Source organism: Croceitalea sp. MTPC5 (assembly GCF_036985505.1).
Classification (GTDB): domain Bacteria; phylum Bacteroidota; class Bacteroidia; order Flavobacteriales; family Flavobacteriaceae; genus Croceitalea.
Genome location: NZ_BTGQ01000002.1, coordinates 705,749 through 722,509, shown reverse-complemented (window position 1 = coordinate 722,509; position 16,761 = coordinate 705,749). Strand labels below are relative to the sequence as shown.

At 42.3% G+C, this 16,761-nt stretch carries 15 protein-coding genes; 1 reads left to right on the top strand and 14 read right to left on the bottom strand.

The window, feature by feature from the left end; genetic code table 11:
- The first annotated feature begins 88 nt into the window (after nucleotides 1–88).
- Nucleotides 89–1,312: a hypothetical protein gene (locus tag AACM45_RS08320; protein WP_339141983.1), complete on the top strand. Its 1,224-nt coding sequence runs from the start codon at nucleotides 89–91 to the stop codon at nucleotides 1,310–1,312.
- Between the two features lie 63 nt (nucleotides 1,313–1,375).
- Here the strand turns inward: AACM45_RS08320 and AACM45_RS08315 are convergent, their stop codons facing one another.
- From AACM45_RS08315 to AACM45_RS08250, 14 genes are all read right to left on the bottom strand, one after another.
- The gene (locus AACM45_RS08315; protein WP_339141982.1) at nucleotides 1,376–2,359 is read right to left on the bottom strand and encodes a hypothetical protein; all 984 of its coding nucleotides are present in this window, start codon (nucleotides 2,357–2,359) and stop codon (nucleotides 1,376–1,378) included.
- 118 nt (nucleotides 2,360–2,477) lie between these two features.
- Nucleotides 2,478–4,811 (bottom strand): BspA family leucine-rich repeat surface protein, encoded by a 2,334-nt coding sequence (locus tag AACM45_RS08310; RefSeq protein ID WP_339141981.1) that lies wholly within the window; start codon nucleotides 4,809–4,811, stop codon nucleotides 2,478–2,480.
- 180 nt (nucleotides 4,812–4,991) lie between these two features.
- The gene (locus AACM45_RS08305; RefSeq protein ID WP_339141979.1) at nucleotides 4,992–5,741 is read right to left on the bottom strand and encodes a LytR/AlgR family response regulator transcription factor; all 750 of its coding nucleotides are present in this window, start codon (nucleotides 5,739–5,741) and stop codon (nucleotides 4,992–4,994) included.
- The gene (locus AACM45_RS08300; protein WP_339141978.1) at nucleotides 5,738–7,546 is read right to left on the bottom strand and encodes a tetratricopeptide repeat-containing sensor histidine kinase; all 1,809 of its coding nucleotides are present in this window, start codon (nucleotides 7,544–7,546) and stop codon (nucleotides 5,738–5,740) included. The genes AACM45_RS08305 and AACM45_RS08300 overlap by 4 nt, the downstream gene beginning before the upstream one ends.
- A 459-nt stretch (nucleotides 7,547–8,005) precedes the next feature.
- Nucleotides 8,006–9,562: a hypothetical protein gene (locus tag AACM45_RS08295; protein WP_339141976.1), complete on the bottom strand. Its 1,557-nt coding sequence runs from the start codon at nucleotides 9,560–9,562 to the stop codon at nucleotides 8,006–8,008.
- Between the two features lie 229 nt (nucleotides 9,563–9,791).
- Nucleotides 9,792–10,544, bottom strand: a complete 753-nt coding sequence (locus AACM45_RS08290) for a LytR/AlgR family response regulator transcription factor (protein ID WP_339141975.1) — start codon at nucleotides 10,542–10,544, stop codon at nucleotides 9,792–9,794.
- Nucleotides 10,545–10,554: 10 nt separating this feature from the next.
- A complete protein-coding gene (locus AACM45_RS08285) occupies nucleotides 10,555–11,613 on the bottom strand; it encodes a sensor histidine kinase (protein ID WP_339141973.1) in 1,059 nt (352 codons plus the stop codon).
- Between the two features lie 11 nt (nucleotides 11,614–11,624).
- Complete coding sequence (locus tag AACM45_RS08280) at nucleotides 11,625–12,425, bottom strand: hypothetical protein (protein ID WP_339141972.1); 801 nt, start codon at nucleotides 12,423–12,425, stop codon at nucleotides 11,625–11,627.
- Nucleotides 12,422–12,844, bottom strand: a complete 423-nt coding sequence (locus tag AACM45_RS08275) for an ABA4-like family protein (protein ID WP_339141971.1) — start codon at nucleotides 12,842–12,844, stop codon at nucleotides 12,422–12,424. Before AACM45_RS08275 ends, AACM45_RS08280 begins: the two co-directional genes overlap by 4 nt.
- A 288-nt stretch (nucleotides 12,845–13,132) precedes the next feature.
- A complete protein-coding gene (locus tag AACM45_RS08270; protein WP_339141970.1) occupies nucleotides 13,133–14,260 on the bottom strand; it encodes a type II secretion system F family protein in 1,128 nt (375 codons plus the stop codon).
- On the bottom strand, nucleotides 14,260–14,727 hold the full coding sequence (locus AACM45_RS08265) for a hypothetical protein (protein ID WP_339141969.1): 468 nt from the start codon (nucleotides 14,725–14,727) through the stop codon (nucleotides 14,260–14,262). Before AACM45_RS08265 ends, AACM45_RS08270 begins: the two co-directional genes overlap by 1 nt.
- Complete coding sequence (locus AACM45_RS08260; RefSeq protein ID WP_339141968.1) at nucleotides 14,724–15,059, bottom strand: hypothetical protein; 336 nt, start codon at nucleotides 15,057–15,059, stop codon at nucleotides 14,724–14,726. Before AACM45_RS08260 ends, AACM45_RS08265 begins: the two co-directional genes overlap by 4 nt.
- Nucleotides 15,047–16,318, bottom strand: a complete 1,272-nt coding sequence (locus tag AACM45_RS08255) for a hypothetical protein (protein WP_339141967.1) — start codon at nucleotides 16,316–16,318, stop codon at nucleotides 15,047–15,049. Before AACM45_RS08255 ends, AACM45_RS08260 begins: the two co-directional genes overlap by 13 nt.
- Complete coding sequence (locus AACM45_RS08250) at nucleotides 16,315–16,740, bottom strand: hypothetical protein (RefSeq protein WP_339141965.1); 426 nt, start codon at nucleotides 16,738–16,740, stop codon at nucleotides 16,315–16,317. The genes AACM45_RS08255 and AACM45_RS08250 overlap by 4 nt, the downstream gene beginning before the upstream one ends.
- Between the last annotated feature and the right edge of the window lie 21 nt (nucleotides 16,741–16,761).

Here is a 16,761-nt window from a genome sequence, read left to right as displayed (position 1 = left end):
TTATACCCATGGGAAGCTGACAACGTCCATCCAGCAGTTTTTATAATGTCGATAGCATTCAATGATGATTTTAACGAAAACTAAAAACATGAAAACAGTATTTAAAATCCAATCTTTTATTCTTTTGTTCCTTTTTCCCTTGCTTTTAATGTCCCAATCCTACTACTTTTTAATGGAACCAAGTAGGGATGGAAAGAACGAGCAGATCCTGCAATTGGGTGAGAACAATGGCACCAAAGTCTTGGCTATGGCCTCATGCGCGCAATGTATGCCGGCAGTGTATACTTACAATGCCAGTGCTAGCAAGGCTGCTTCGATGGAGGTGTATGGAGTTTCAGGAATCTATGTTATTCCTTATGATGGCAACAGCTATATTGCTGTAGCGCCTAAATCCCCCCTTGTAGGTTTGGGAGAGGGTGTGTGGCAAACGTTCCAGTATTCAAATTTCTTTAGCAAAGAAAGGTCCAAAGTAAAAAACATGACCAAGGATATTGTGGAGCAATGGGCCATTACGCTATCAAAACGGATAATGCATGGTGAAGTATCCAACGACAAAATGGATAAAGGTGACAATCGTTACTATTCCGCTTTACAACCCTCGAATGTGTCATCAATAACTATCTCAGAAAAGTTGGTGAACATTGGGTCAACAACGTTCCATCACTTTGAAGAGTTGAGCAAACTACTTGGGGTAAAGGTATTCAGTGAACATAACAACAGAAGGGAACATGTGTTTATCGAGGGGCCAGAATCCATCATTTGGGCCAAGTATGGCCATGGCCATGATTTGGGTAAATCTATTTGGGGGGAGCAAGAAAAGTTCAATTATTACCATAAAGACCAACAAAAAATACGTGAACTTTTAGTCAATAAAAATGCACAGGATGCCATAGATGCCAAACTCCAGGATTGGTCATTAAAAGCAAAACAGTATCGCGAAACACAATATGCGCAAAAGGAAAAAGCGGAAATCAAGGACAGGAGGTTACTCTCAAAAGGCTTTTCGAACCTAGCACTTGAAAAACAGGCATTGACTGCCGCAAAAAGTTGGGCAAATCAGTATGGTTGGGAAGAAACGGTGATCAATGCCTATTTTATGGGAAACGATTGGAACATTTATCGAAATTCATTGACAGGCGTTCAGTTAGGCAGAAGAATTTCAGGGGTTATTGTGATGAAGCGAAGGGATGGCAACTGTAGCTTTCATCATGCAACCTTTGCCCAGCAATTCAATGGAAGTGGTTATCAAAATGTATTTGTAGAAGGGATAACACCTGGGCAATATATGCTCTTATGCGAAAATGTAAACTGAGGAGGGCCAGAAATAAAAAACAAAGGAGGGTGTTCTGGAAATACACCCTCTTTTGTACAGCATTTATTTTACGTCAACGGCCCCTTCGCAATTGGACCCGGAACTATTGACCAATCTTGATTTTTTATAGGTAGTTCCTGCTACTTGGTACAGGTAAATGTCCTCCTCACAAGATACGGTCACCATGGCACCGGGATTTACCGTGCCCCCTGTCATATTGGTACCATTACCAAAACCCACTATTTTGCCCGTAAGGTTTTTTAGGGTGACTTCGGTTTTCGCATCTTCAGCGGCTTTGTTGGCGAAAAAGGCATCCCGTTTCTGGATTTCCCTATACTCTTCCGAATTATAATACTCGGCGTTCACCCTGTTGATTTCATCGGTTTCTTTGTCCTTGTCTGCCTTCAATTCTGCCAATTCCGCTTTTGTTTGGGCATTGTAGGGATTTGCTAACTGCACCTCTTTCATGGCCTGAAGGTAATCTTTGATACGGGCTTTATGGTCCACATCGTTCTGGGCCATGTAATGGGCATTCATACCCATGGCCTTGCCCATCTTTGCCGCCAACTTGTTCATAAAACCGCCTTTTTTCTTTTTCTTGCCTTTGCCTGCCGTCTCCTTTTTTTCCTCTTTGATGAGGGGTACCAAAATGGTCTGTATTTTAAAGTCTTCACACCCTTCACTGCAATACCAGATCTTATAGAGCACCTTATCAACGAAAATGAAGCTTGTGGCTTGGTTATTGCCAGCGCCGTAAATGTACCTCGCTGGGTGGGTATAATGGTCCAATTCGTCAAAATAGGGGCGCCATTCCTGGGTTTTGATCTTGCCATCGCCATGGTCTATTTTGGCTTCCAGACCAGCATTTCTGCCAAACTTGTTTTTTGCTATCGTATACGTGTGTTTATATCGATATTCGTCAAGGGTCATAAATTCCATTTTACCATCTGCATAGGGTGTAATAGCCGTGAACAGATTTTCTTGGGCCGTAGTGTATAGGCAAATACAAAAAGTGGTACTGAGAAGTATTGATTTTAGATGTTTCATGATTTTCCTGAAAATAAAATTGTGTTTTTGGTTTGGCAGTATCTTATCCCAATTTCTACTGCCATTTGATTAAGCAAGGGCAACCTTTAAGTTGCCCTATCATTTAGTTGATAGTGAATTATTGTTGGCAAATGGAATCCGTAAATGTCCAATTGAAGGAACCTGTCAACGCATCATGCGCAGCAACTGAGGTACAGTATACCAATCCCGTTCCCCTGAAATCGACACCCAAGGGCATGTTGCTAGCCTGATTGGACAAGCTGTCCAACAAAAGGTCGTAATTGAACGTGCTCAACCCAGAATTATCAAGCATGCTTTGCATGGCCGAGCGATTTGCCAAAGAAGTAAACTGCCAGTTCCTTAGGTTTTGGTTAAAACTGGACGCATTTTCGAACATAGCCGAAAAAAAGTTTACGTTGGCCACGTTCCAATTGCCCACATCTTGATTGAAGCTGTTCGCATTTCTAAACATGAAAGACATGTTGGTCACGTTTTGAACATCCCATGAATCTAGGGGTTGGTCAAAAGTTACGGCCCCATTGAACATGCTATCCATCACGGTCACGGCTGAAACATTCCATGTATTGATATTTTGATTGAAAGCCGTGGCATTTAAGAACATCCTACTCATGTTGGTTACGTTCGCCACATTCCAAGAACCGATATCTTGGTTGAATGATGATACATTTTCAAACATTCGGGCCATATTCTGAACATTGCCTACATTCCAAGAGCCGATATTCTGATTAAATTCCGCATTGCCTTCAAACATGCGACTCATGTCAGTAACTTGTTCTACATTCCACCCACTGATATCTTGATTGAATGTTGCGCTAGCCGCACTTCCTTTGGCACTCCCACCTGCCGCAGCAAACATGGAAGCCATACTGGTCACATTGGCGACGTTCCAATTATTGATATTACCGTTAAAATCATCGGCACCACTGAACATACCTTGCATATTGGTAACCTTGCCCACATCCCAATTATCAAGGTTTTGATTAAAATCACTTGCATTTCTGAACATCACGGCCATGCTTTCCACATTGGAAACATCCCACCCGTTAAGGTCTTGGTTGAAGACCTGGGCACCACTGAACATTCCTGTCATCGTGGTTACCTGCCCCACATTCCAACTGCTGATATCTTGATTGAAAGACCTTGCTCCTAAAAACATCAATTCCATATCGGTTACTTTTTCGGTATTCCAATTTGAAATATCGTTGTTAAAACTATTGGCATCGATAAACATACTTTCCATATTGGTTACATTAGAAACGTTCCAGGTGCTAATATCCCCATTGAAATTGTTTGCCCTTCTGAACATGCGCTGCATATTGGTCACGTTTGACGTATCCCAACCGCTAAAATCCGGTGTCGTCACACTACAATCTTGAAACATGAAAGACATGTCGGTCACCAAAGAAAGGTCGGGACTGTCGGTTGCATTGATATTAAAATCACGGGCTCCATTGAACATCCCGGACATTAGTTCCCATTGAAGGTTACCCCATTGCTCTACGCTTCTTATGGCATCTTGAAGCTGTTGGCTGTTGAATGGTGCCCAAGGATACGATCCAGTAATCTCAACAGTATAAATACCACCGTTTGTGTATACATGGGCGTTGCCCGAAGTGTTGGCATCGACGGACTCTACGGTACCATCACCCCAATCAACGGTATAATCATAGGTGAAACCGCTCCCCCGCGGTAATCGGATACTTTCCCCGTCACTTACACGCCACCTAAATATAAATGGAATGGAACCGGGTGCCGTTTCCATTACATCTTGCAGGGTAATGGTTGCCGTAATGGTCTCGGATTTTGTGTTAGCGGTCACTTCAACTTCCGCTGTTAGGGTTGGATTGACCTCAAAATCAAAAAAGGCGGCATTGGCCACCGTTAATTCTCCTGTTTCGGCGTTTATGGCCATGGCACCTTCGGGTGTCTGTTGTGTTATTGCGAATGTCAAATCACCCAAAGTGGTACTTGCCGAAATTGTTCCGAGGGATTGGCCAATGGTGGGATTTTCATCAATAGCCACTGCAAAGTCTTGTGCCGTTAGTACGGTCTCATCGACATCGGTAATGGTTATGGTGATCGTTGAGGTTGCCGTTTGCCCCTCGACGGTCGCTACCGCGGTGGCCGTAAATGTCGGATTGGTCTCAAAATCGATAAGGCTTGCCTCTAAAAAGGAGAGTTCGCCGGTACCGGCATTCACTTTTAGTGCGCCATCAGGAGAAACATTGGTCAAGCTAAAGGTGATTTCCCCCCTGCTGGTGCTTGCTTCCAATGTTCCCAAAACGGATGTTGGGTCCACATCTTCTGGAACGGTAAGGGTAAAATCTTCAATGTTCAATTCAATGGGTTGTGGGCTGTCATCATCTTGGCTACAGGCAAAGACCAAAAGTAAGACTAGGCTACCCAATAGTGCTTTTAAAGAGTTTTTCATGGATTTAATGTTTTAAAATTTAGTTTTCAATAAAAAACTCCCACAATACCATAATGTGGTACCATAAGAGTTCCCTAAGCAAACTTACACCCACTCATGCCGTTGAAAAGCGACGATTGCTGTACCGTAATTTTGAACTGCCCTAAGCCGTTCTTGCCCTTCTAAAGGTTTTTGGAAACCCTAGATGTTTTGGATAATTTTCAGGAACTCTTCTTTATTGTCCCTAGAAATGGAGGCGGTAAGTTGTTCGTCCATTTCAATGTAACCCCCATCAGACTTCACATACTTTCTCAAATGCACGAGATTGATCATAAAAGAACGGTGGGGCCGATAGAAACTCGGCACTTTTTGCAGGGGTTGCACAAAATGCTTTAATGGCTTGCTGACCACCATTTCTTTGTGTCCCTTAATATGGAAGGTGGTATACATGCTGTCCGCTTTGAGCATGATAATATCGTTGAACGAGACAAATTCAATACCATCACTTACGGGTAAGGCTATTTTGTCAAACCGCTTTTCTTCTAGAAAGACCTTGAGGTTTTCAAGTTTGTCGTAGAGGGTCGATTTTCCGATAAAGGCAATGGCCCTATCCACGGCATTTTTGACCTGTTCCGGTCCTATGGGTTTCAGCAGATAATCGATTGCGGACAATTGAAAGGCCTCCAATGCGTACTTTCGGTAGGCGGTGGTAAAGATGATTTCAAAGTTTGATACCTCCCTACTGATGAAATCCAAGATCTCAAGACCTGAATGGCGTGGCATTTCAATATCCAAGAATACGATATTGGGCGCTTCGTTTTTAATGATATCCACACCACCCATCAAACTATCCGCTTGTAAGATCGTTTTGATTCTTGGGCAGTTCTCGGTGACCAGAACCCGCAAAAGGTTTCTGGCCTTGGCCTCGTCGTCTATGATAAGTGCTTTCATACAATTGTTTTCAAAAGGGGAATGGTCAGTACGACCCTGGTGCCGTTTGCGACCCCCCCATCGGTGTATAGGTCATTGATTTCTATCCCTATTTTTTTGTCCCTTCTATAGTTGAGCAGCTCTAAACGGTCTTTGGTTGCCTTTGTTGCAAATGACCCATGAACCTTTCTTTTGAGTTCTTTGGTATATTCACGCCCTACACCATTATCTTGTATGGTACATTTGATTTTATCTTCATCGACCAATGCAAAAACAATGTCAAGCTTTCTATGGTCCTTTTTATGCAATAACCCGTGTACCAAGGCATTTTCAACAAAAGGCTGTATAAGCATGGTCGGTATCCTCCCTGATTTGGGCACACCGATCTCGATGACCATTGCGTATGAAAAGGTCTCTTCAAACCGGAGTTTTTCCAATTCAAGGTATTTGGAAAGGGTATCATATTCCTCTCTAATGGTGACGGCACCAACTTCACTGAAATCGAGATAGGAACGGATCAAGGAAGCGAATTTTTGTAGATAACTACTGGCCTCCTTCTTTTTGTTCAACACCACATATTCTTGAATAGAATTCAAGGAATTAAAGATAAAGTGCGGATTCATTTGTGCTTTCAGGGCCTTTAGTTCGCTGTCTCGATACTGTTTTTCCAGCGCCAATTGCTTCTGTACTTGTTTTAGTTCAACCGCTGCCACTTCAGCACTTTTTTGGGCCTTCGTTTTTTTGATATAATAATTATAGATAATGGCCACTGCGAACAGAAGAAACAACAAACCGACCAAAAGATAGTTCTTGATGCGATTGTTGGCCTTGGCCAGTGCGGCCTCCGCTTTGGCCGTATTCTTTTCCGCTTCTATTTTTTCGGTCTCGAATTTGGTCTTCATTTCAGCCAGAAGACGCTTTCGTTCTTTTGAATCCAAACTATCCTTAAGTGCAGTATAACGTTTGTAGGCAGCATTTGCCGAATCTCGCTTGCCCAACGCACTGTAGCTTATAAATAGTTTATGGTCCAAATCTTTTATAAGGGCCAAATGTTTGGTTTTTGTAAAGAGCTCCTTTGCCTTTAGATAGTAAGGCACGGCCTTGTCATGTTGGTTTTGTACGCTTTCAATATTCCCTAGACCAATATAGTTTCCACCAATACTGGCCAGTCGGTCCACTTTTTGAAAATATACTAGGGATACCATTAGGTTTCTACTTGCTTTTTCAAATTCCTCTAATCCAATATAGGCATATGCTGCTTGGGCCATCGCTGACATTTTTCCACCTTCGTCCCCAACATCATCATAAATGGCAATTCCCTTATCATAGTTGGTAATGGCTTGCTCAAATTTCCGCATTCTTCGATAAATATTGGCTAAATCAACATACTGCTTGCCCTTTTCTGCACTGTCTGGTTCGTCTTTGGTCATTTCAAGGTTTACCATACTTAACTTCAGGGCTTCCTCTAAATACCTGGCTTCTTGATATAGCGCCAATAATTCTTTATTGGCCCTTAAACGATTGGTTTTGTTGTCGTTTGAAATGGCAATATCCGATGCCTTTTGCAGATAAAATAGCGCGCTGTCTCTTGATGCATTCAACCTGAAAGCGACGCCTACCCTGATCAACGAATGAAACAGGTTTTGCCTTGACTCGGTAGCGTCTACCATTTTTAAAGCCTTTTTGGAGTAAGAAAGGCTCTCCTTGATATCCACTTGTCCGTAAAACTCAGATAGTCGCAATAGCACCTTGATCTTTGCTGTGTCGGTCAAGGATTTTCGTTGTAACAACTGCTCTAAACTATCGATCTCTGATTGTTGTGCCATACACACCAGAAAGCCAAATAAGAAACAGCTATACAGATGAATTTTTTTTAACCTCATACGCTCAAAAATAGGATTTCCTTTTGGCTATGTTGTGTAAAACTGCCCAATAGTTGAAACCGGTTTCTGAAAGTAAGCCTTCGGAACAAAAAAACATAGGAAGTCAATGAGTGAAAATGGTAAGAAAATGTACTTCGGTTTTTCCGGGATGTACATTTTTTTGGCAACGGGTGACCAATTTTTCATTTTCTATATGATAATACCATAGGCAAGTAATCATTTTCAAAATATACGATTAAGGTTTATTACCCGTTAAGAAAAATCACTTTTTATTCCAGGAAGAGGGATTATAGATGGGTTTCCTAAACCTGAAATGGTAAAAAAACAAAGCCCGCATTTTATGCGGGCTTTATCAACTTCAAAATAGAGTTAGACAATGAACTAAACTAAAATGATGTGATACTAATTATTGCCACTTCCTAAACTTGGGGTAGTGTCTTCTTCCCAATCATCGGAAGTAAGGCCTTCACCATCATAGGCGATACTGCTGCCGGTGGCCACATTCGGCACAAAACCGCCCGCATTCCAGATACCGGCCTCAACGGCGACGCTCTCCCTGGCATTGCCCGCAGCGCCCCACTGCACGAAGCTCCTGATGTTTACCGCGTCACCAAAACCATCGTTGTTGGCATAGAGGCCAAGCCCACCGGCATCGTCTGCGGCCTGTAAGGTGGCCGGGGTGATGACCAAGAACTCCCCTGGGGCAAGGTTTGCGGAACCGGAAACAATGGTGGTCATGGCCGCGTCACCGATTCTAAAGTACTGCCCGGGGCCAAGGCACATCCAATAGTTTGAAAGGTCTACCGTTACGTTACCGTTGTTGTAAAGTTCTATCTCATCATTCACCAAGTACTCCACTTCGTTGATGATTACGGAACGTACCTCAGTTTCTGTAAATACATTGGCTTCTCCTAGGGTAATTGTTCCGGTGCCGTCCCAATCATTGGAAGTAAGGCCTTCACCGTCATACGCGATGCTGCCTCCAGAAGGTACGTTTGGTACGAAACCACCTGCGTTCCAGATACCGGCTTCCACGGCGACGCTCTCCCTGGCGTTGCCCGCAGCGCCCCACTGCACGAAGCTTCTAATATTCGAGGCGTCACCAAAACCATCGTTGTTGGCATAGAGGCCAAGTCCACCTGCATCGTCAGCGGCCTGTAAGGTGGCCGGGGTGATGACCAAGAACTCCCCAGGGGCAAGGTTGGTGGAACCGGAAACGATAGTCGTCATGGCCGCGTCACCGATCCTAAAGTACTGCCCAGGGCCTAGGCACATCCAGTAATCGGTAAGGTCTACCGTTACGTTACCGTTATTGTAAAGTTCTATCTCATCATTTACCAAGTATTCCACTTCGTTGATGACTACGGAACGTACTTCCGCTTCAGGGGCCGTGGTAATATTCGCAGCGCCAAGGGTAACTGTAGCTGTTTCTGCCCAGTCGGAAGCGGCATTGCCATTCCCATCAAAAACGATGCTGTTATTTGCATTTCCCAACACCGGAACAAAATCCCCATCCGTCCAAATGCCGGCTGCAACCGCAACGTTTTCCCGAGCGCTTCCCGCATCTCCCCATTGCACAAAATCAGCAATATTCGCTGCATCGCCAAAGCCAGAATTATTACGGTAAAGGCCTAGGCCACCGGTCGCGTTTGGCATATCATAATCCAATACCAGAAACGCACCGGGAGCAAGATTGGCATCGCCACTGGCGATGATGCCACCCACTTGAATATAGGTGCCCGGCCCTAGGCATAAAAAGTAGTCACTAACGTCCATCACCGCATCACCGGTATTCGTGAGTTCCACTTCGCCACTTAAATAGGCTACTTCGTTGATGACGATATTGGCCGAACCTGCTGGAGGTGTCGGTGTAGGGGTAACGACGATTTCATCGGAATCATCTTCTGAACAGGAAAATAAAATTCCTGCGATTACTAAAAGGCTTGCTAATTTTTTCATTATTGTTTTTTTATGTTTAATTATGCTGCAAATGAAGCACAGCCTGACCTCCCGTACATTAAAAAGATAGGTGAAGCGGAATTTTCACCCTTAAAAAGGAAATATTTGGGTTGAAATTTTGATGATTTTGTGCTTTTGAACCCAAATCGGCCGGATTATTTGGCAGGCCTTAATCTGTTCATACGCTACAGAAATATTTTGATTAAAAACCTTACGGAAACCCTTAGAACTAAAAGTTAAGCCAATTTTTAAACGCTTTGGTCTTTGGTCGGCTTACGATAAATTCTTGATTTCTGGGTGACGAAACCGTCAGTTTCAAACGATGGTTGAAGTAAGGGTTCACTTTCAAAATAGCTTTCTTGGCAATCACCTGTCCGCGGTTGATTTGATAAAATATCTTTGGATCCAATGTGGTTGATAATTGGTCTAAGGTTTCATCAACGATAAATCGTTTGTCTTGGGTAACCGCAAAAGTGATACTGTCTTCTGAATAAAAGTATACGATATCCGCCATTTGCACTTGTACGAACCCGTTGCCATCCTTAACCAGTATTCCCGATCGATATTCTTGGGTTTGCAACGAACCCAGAAGCTTTTTCAATATCCCAGGCGCCAAGGAGGACGGTTGGTTTGTTTTTTGAAATTTGTCCAAGGCATGCTTTAAGTCTTCTTTGCGGATGGGTTTTAATAAATAGTCAATGCTATTGACCTTAAAGGCTTGAATGGCATACTGATCAAATGCGGTGGTAAAAATGATGGGGGCAGTAATCTGGGTTTTTTGAAAGATCTCAAAACTGAGCCCGTCGGCCAATTGTATGTCCATAAATACCAATTGTGGGGTTGCATTGGTCTTAAACCATGTTATGGCATCTTCTACGCTATCAATTACATCCAATACCTGATAATCAAAATTGCAGGCGTTCAACATATTGCGTAACTGTCGAACGGCGCGTGGTTCATCTTCTATGATAAGTATCTGCAAAATCGTGGTTTTAATCAATTTGCCTTAACAAAGGCAGGGCCACCCTAAAGTTGCCATCTTTTCTTTCCATTTCCAAACCTTTGGGGGATATTAAAGCATAACGTTCCGTGATATTTTTGAGTCCTAATTTGGTTGAGGGCAATTGGGTCGATTTGGGCTGTATACGATTGGTTACCGTCAAGTACTCTTCTTTAATCGCAACTTCAACACATAAGGGTTTTGCTTTTGAAATGGTATTATGTTTTATGGCATTCTCTAAGAGTAGTTGCAAGCTCATGGGTACAATCATATGATCAAGAAAAGCATTGGTAAGATTCCAATGAACCTTTAAGTTGTCGCCAAACCGTTCCGATTGGATATGTAGGTACGAACGGGCAAATTTCAATTCGTCGCGCAAGGGTATTACATGGGCGTTGCCCGATTCTAGAATAAAACGGTAGACATCCGCTATTTTATCCACAAATTCCATGGCCTCTGCCTTGGGGTTTTCCTCGATGATATCGCGTAGCGTATTGAGCGTATTGAACAGAAAATGGGGTTGTGCTTGGTTTCGAAGGGTATCCAGTTGGGTCTGGATCACGACTTGTTTTGCACGTTCTTCTTCTCGGATAGCTTTTTTTAAACGGATGTAAAAATAAATAGCTTCATAAATGGCCATGATCATGGTGCTTATGATAATCACAGGAACAATGATCCTAGACCGTGAACTTGGATTGTAACTGAGGTTCCAGAGCCACGAAATCAGCTTTCCCCCAATAACATCCACAAAAATCACTGTGCTTACTATGGCTAGAAAAAGCAGGGCTATACGCTTGCTATTATCCTTTAACAAGGGGTATTTTTTTCGTAACCAGATCATCATCTCTCGAATGATGGACCAGTTGAAAATAGAAAAGAAAAGCGATGTACTCCAACGTAAGATGGCCTCCCCAAAGGGATACCTGCTAAAGGAGTTGCTGAAGATGTAATCGGTGACAAAACTCAAAATGATAACCCCGATGACCATGAACCAGGTATCGTTGAAACCTATCCACTGTTTGCGTTTTTTCTTGTCGAATCGTACTAACATCAAGGACCAAGTTACAAACGAATTAACGGAATACCACTTTTCGCTTGATAGAAAGTGAATGCGATCCAAGAGGAATAAAACAACCCAAATAGCAATATATAACGCAGTTGGTGGCTTTTTTTGATATTCCATTTGTGGCCGATCCAAAATGCGAATAAAGGAATGAGCTGTATGCCATGCAACCCGAAGAAATGGGCGATACGCAGATCACCTGCAACGGTACTCCAGTTCAATAGGGGCAATCCATCACCTCCGTCGGCGACACCTACGTTGTGGGCCATTTGTGAAATCATGGTTCCCCCGATCCAACTTCCAAAGAACACAACGATCCAACCTATTAAAATCGCAAACTGTACGGGTCGCCCTAAGGCGAGCTTCAATCGAATGGTATCAATGATAAAAAGTACCATGATCAAGACATTGATACCGATAAGGATACCCATACCCGCGAAGAGCATCGCGTCAAAAGCGGTACTGCCATTGTAATGCGATGGAACTCCCCTTGCGGCTTGGTATACGATGATGCCGAGTTCAAGTAATAAGGTCCACGAAACAATATTACGAATGCTATTTTTCTTTAGGGTCGAATAGGGGTAAAAAGTAATCAAATACCCAACGGTCGCTACATAGATTGCAGTGGAAATCAAGAATTTGAAGGGTTTGATCCAAACGTTGATCCCCGCTAATTGCCTATCGTCAAATGCCAGTGCGACAAGACAGGCGACTGCACCACTAAAGAAGAGCATCACAATCGAATAAAGAATCGGACTTTCTTTTTTGAGGATTTTAAAAATTTGATTGATATACTTCATGATTGTTGTTTTTTGATGGTTTTTAATATGATGAAAAGGGCAAACCCCACGGGGCCGAACATAAAGGTGCCCAAAAGGCAGGGTACCATAAGCAGTCGATGTATTTTTAGTTTTGCATTTTGATTGACCATCCACATGCCTACCAGAAGATCAAAGGCCAGATAATGGATCCATCCTGCTAAGACGGCGTTCTCTTCGGTAAACAAGGCCATTACGGAATCCAAACTGCCAAAATCCATCCATCCCCCAATCTGTATGGCCCTAACAATAAAAACAACGTAAAGAATGGCCAGAAGTAAGGGGACGATTTTGTAATCAATCAAGAATCTAGTGACCTTCCATTTTGGGAGTGCCATTAACAATAGCCACATGGGCATCGCGGTCATATTGGCCGTACTGAAAATCTCGCTTGGTGTCATAGGTATCGGTTTTTCTTGTGTTTTTAAGTAGGGTCAAATATGTGATCTTTCATAAATAAATGAAATTGCAAAACGCTGAACCGTCGTATGTGGGTTTTGAATTGTATGCGTTTAGCCGAATTTCTGATGTGGGGCGTGCTTACCTAGAAAGTTGCTGATTTTGCCGCTGGGGGCATAGTGGTTTGATGATACGGTTGTCTTATCCATCAGATTTCCCAGAATTTAGCTGTCTATAATGGCAACTTAAATCCTTAGAAAAGGGCCTTTTAAGAAAATTGTTTCAACCACTTACCCTAGAACACTGCCCAGTTTAAACATCGGCAAGTACATGGCAACTAGAATGACACCTACAAAGACGCCAACGATCAAAATGATAAAGGGTTCTAAAAGTGTGGATAACAACTTTGATTTTTGTTGTACCTCAATGGAATATTGCTGATTTAACCGTTGAAAGATAAACTCTGTTTGATTGGTCTCTTCAGCAACCTTGACCAAAGAGACCATTTTGCTATCAAATAACTTATTTTGTTTCAAAGCGGTGCTTAAACTTTCGCCCCGAAGGATTTTTGAGGCGACTTCATCCAAAGCCTGTTTCAAGGGGGTGAATTTTATCATTTTACTGGCAAGCCCTATTCCCGTTAACATGGGCACTTTAGATGCGGTCAAAAGGCTTAATGCCCTGGTGAATTGTGATAAATACACCGCTTTAATAAATGATCCCACATAGGGAATCCGCAATAAGGCGTAGTCCTTTTTCTTTTGGAACCATGGGTGGCCAAAAACCAATTTTCTAAATACAAGGGATATCAAAATCACCGAAAAGATGATCCAACCATAATCTTTAATAAAGTTGGAAGCGGCAACGATGAGTTTGGTGATCCAAGGCAAATCTACCCCATTCTGTTTAAAAATATCCTCGAACATGGGCACTACCAAGCGTAGCATAAAAATAATCACAAGTAGGGCTGTGATCAAGATGATTATGGGATAGGTCAACGCATTGATCAAGTTTCTGAATTGTTCGTTCTTACGTGAAAAAAACAAACCAAGTTCCGTAACAATGTCGGTCAATGTTCCTGATTCTTCACCAATTTTCAGGGAATAAAACTCATATTCTGAAAAATCGGTATTTCCTTCAATGGTCTCAGATAGATTTTTACCTGATATCAGGCTGTCTACAATGTTCTCTATGAATTGCCGTTGCTTTTCCTTTTTTTGCCCTTCCAGAATGAGACCGAGTGCTTCTTTCAGATTGATTCCGGCCTTTAGTAAAACACCGAGTTCAGTATAAAAATCCTCCTTTTTTTTATTTGAGAATGACCTACCAAAAAGATGGATCTCTTTTTGGAGCAGGTTCGACAATCCACCTGAGGCTTGTTTTTGGTCGTTATCATTATGTTCCAGTTTAAAGCCCATTATTCGTTCATATAATTAGCTGCATCATTTTCTCGGTATACAAAAATGCTTTTCCCACCCATATCCTCTGTGGTAAGTAGTTCTAAAGCATTGATCTTCCCTTCTCGAACCTCGGTTCCATCAAAATAGAACCGTTTTTGACCAAGTTCAATATTAAAAGTGTCGTTTTCCCTTATCAATTGGTCTTTAAGTAATCGGTACTGAATGCTGCCCAGTTCATTTTCAAAGACCAACTTTTGTTCGTTTTCGAGGAAAAAGCTATTTTGAAAGGTTCGAAAATCACGCCATAAGGCCCGTCTCAAAAGTTGTAGTTCCGTACCTTTTTCATAATTTTTACGGGTAAGGTCCATTTGTTGCTGCACTATGTTTAATATGGAAAATGCCAAGCCGACAACAATGACCGTAAGCAATAAGACCACTAACATCTCACTGAGCGTAAACGCTTTTATTTTTTTGGTCAGCTTCATTCTTCAGCGATTAGATTTGTAGCCACTTTTTTTTGGGTTATGGTATTTGTAGCTTTCAGTTCAAAGCTATCCAGCCCTTCGCGTTCCAATATAAGACCTTCGATTTGCCAGTTGTTCCAATCCTCAAAATAGGGTAGTGTAAGCATTTTGTTTACATATTGATACTCCAATTTTTTAAGGTGTTGTGTAATGGCCTGAACATCGTTTTTAGCCCTTGCTGCCAAAAGGGAATTCATGACCAAACTGGCGACCATAAAGATAATGACGATCAAGACCGTGGCCACCATGGTTTCCATCAGGGTCGACCCTTTTATTTTTTTCAGTACAACCACTTTGCAATTTTTTTAGGGGCTGCCGTATCATTCCAACCGAGTCCGACAAACTGCTCTTGCAATTGATTAAAGTCAATGCTGCCATTATAGAGGTGGTTTTGATAAATACTGCCATTTTCCAAGGCCATAAAGCCATCGGTATACACACTGCCCCTTACCTCACCTTTGAGTTCTACATTCTTTTCGCAGTGCAATTGGCCAATCACGGTCGCATTGGTGTTTATCTTAATTTGGGGATAGAACATCTTTTCCTCTGAGCGCTTCTGATAGATAAGAATTCCCTTGATGATGGAACCGGAACCTACAAATAGAGGTGCTAGATTGGGTTGGTTTTGTTGTTGGTCAGTGGCCGTTTCATGCAAAACCAAGGCCGAAGGGTAATTCAAGATACAATTGTTACCAACTTCGATACGTTTTGAGGCGAAAGCTTGAAACGTACCTTTGGTGTTGTTTTTTATCGAAATGGTTGGGGCGGCCAGTATGATGTCTTGTAGGTTTGATGAGGCGTCAACCTGAATCTCACGACTTGCCACTACAATAATGTTTCCGGTCAGGGAAACCGATGTCAAGTTGATATAATCACCGGTAATATACTTTGTAGGTTGTAAGAATGAATTCGAATAAGATGAATTTCGGGATGGGGTAAGTGGTACGACCCCATTTTTTGGCGAAAAAGGCCCACACAAATATTTTATGTTTTTCTCCTTTTCAGATTCTAAGTTTGGAAGGATGGCCGTACTCTGGGTTATGGTACCATGGACCAATCTATTGCCAAAATAAGAATTACCAGAGATAGTGCCTGGCCGTATCCCTTGTTGCGGTAGCACGGCATTACCAACGATCTTGGTGTTGCCAGCTACTATCAAGGGTCGTTGGTTGTCTTTTAAGTATAGTGCCGGTAAAGTTTCATCGACACCGTAGCCTACCAAAACACTACTGCTAAAATTGATTTTTTCAAAGGAAGATACTGCGGTATAGTGGTCAAATACGCCCCAAAGCCCTTTCTTGACTTCTGTCGAAATCCCATCTTTTTCGTAGCTGTTGTTGTTTGAAGCTATTGCCTTTCCGTTAGGTTGTAGGGCGAGCTTTACCGAAAAGCTATTGCATTCGATTACTTCCATAAATTTGTTGCTCTTTTTTGCAAAAAAAATATGACTGTGGCTGAGTAATACAAAGGTCAACAACAAAACTGCGATCACAGCTCCTATAAAAAGCACAAATTGCAAGGAACCTGCTTTTATTTTATGGTTCTTGGTCATTGCTGCAATTGAATGGTCTCTATGACGCCACTATAGCGAATCCGGATGCTTTTCGCCGTTCCTTTGAGCAAGGTCACGCCCTCATGGGTCTGACCGTTTTTCAGTAATACCTGTTCGCCTTCAATAGCTATGAAAAAAACGCTGTTTTTACTGTTGTTGTCAATTATGGATCCGGTGTAGGTGACATTTCGTTTTTGAACTTCCTTTTTTTTGATGATAGGTTTTTTCAAGCTCTTTTTCTTGGGTAGGGTGCCTAAAAAAGGATCTCGATAATCGGCAACAATGCTAAAGGTATCCCTTTTGAGTGTCGTTACTTTGGTAAAAGTAACCTCTTTCATCGGGGCATTTTCTTGTTCGTTTGGGGAAAGGGCGCTGAAGATCTTAACACCAATGATACCCCAGATCATTAGCACTACACCCAAAAGCAGGTATGTTTTTACATT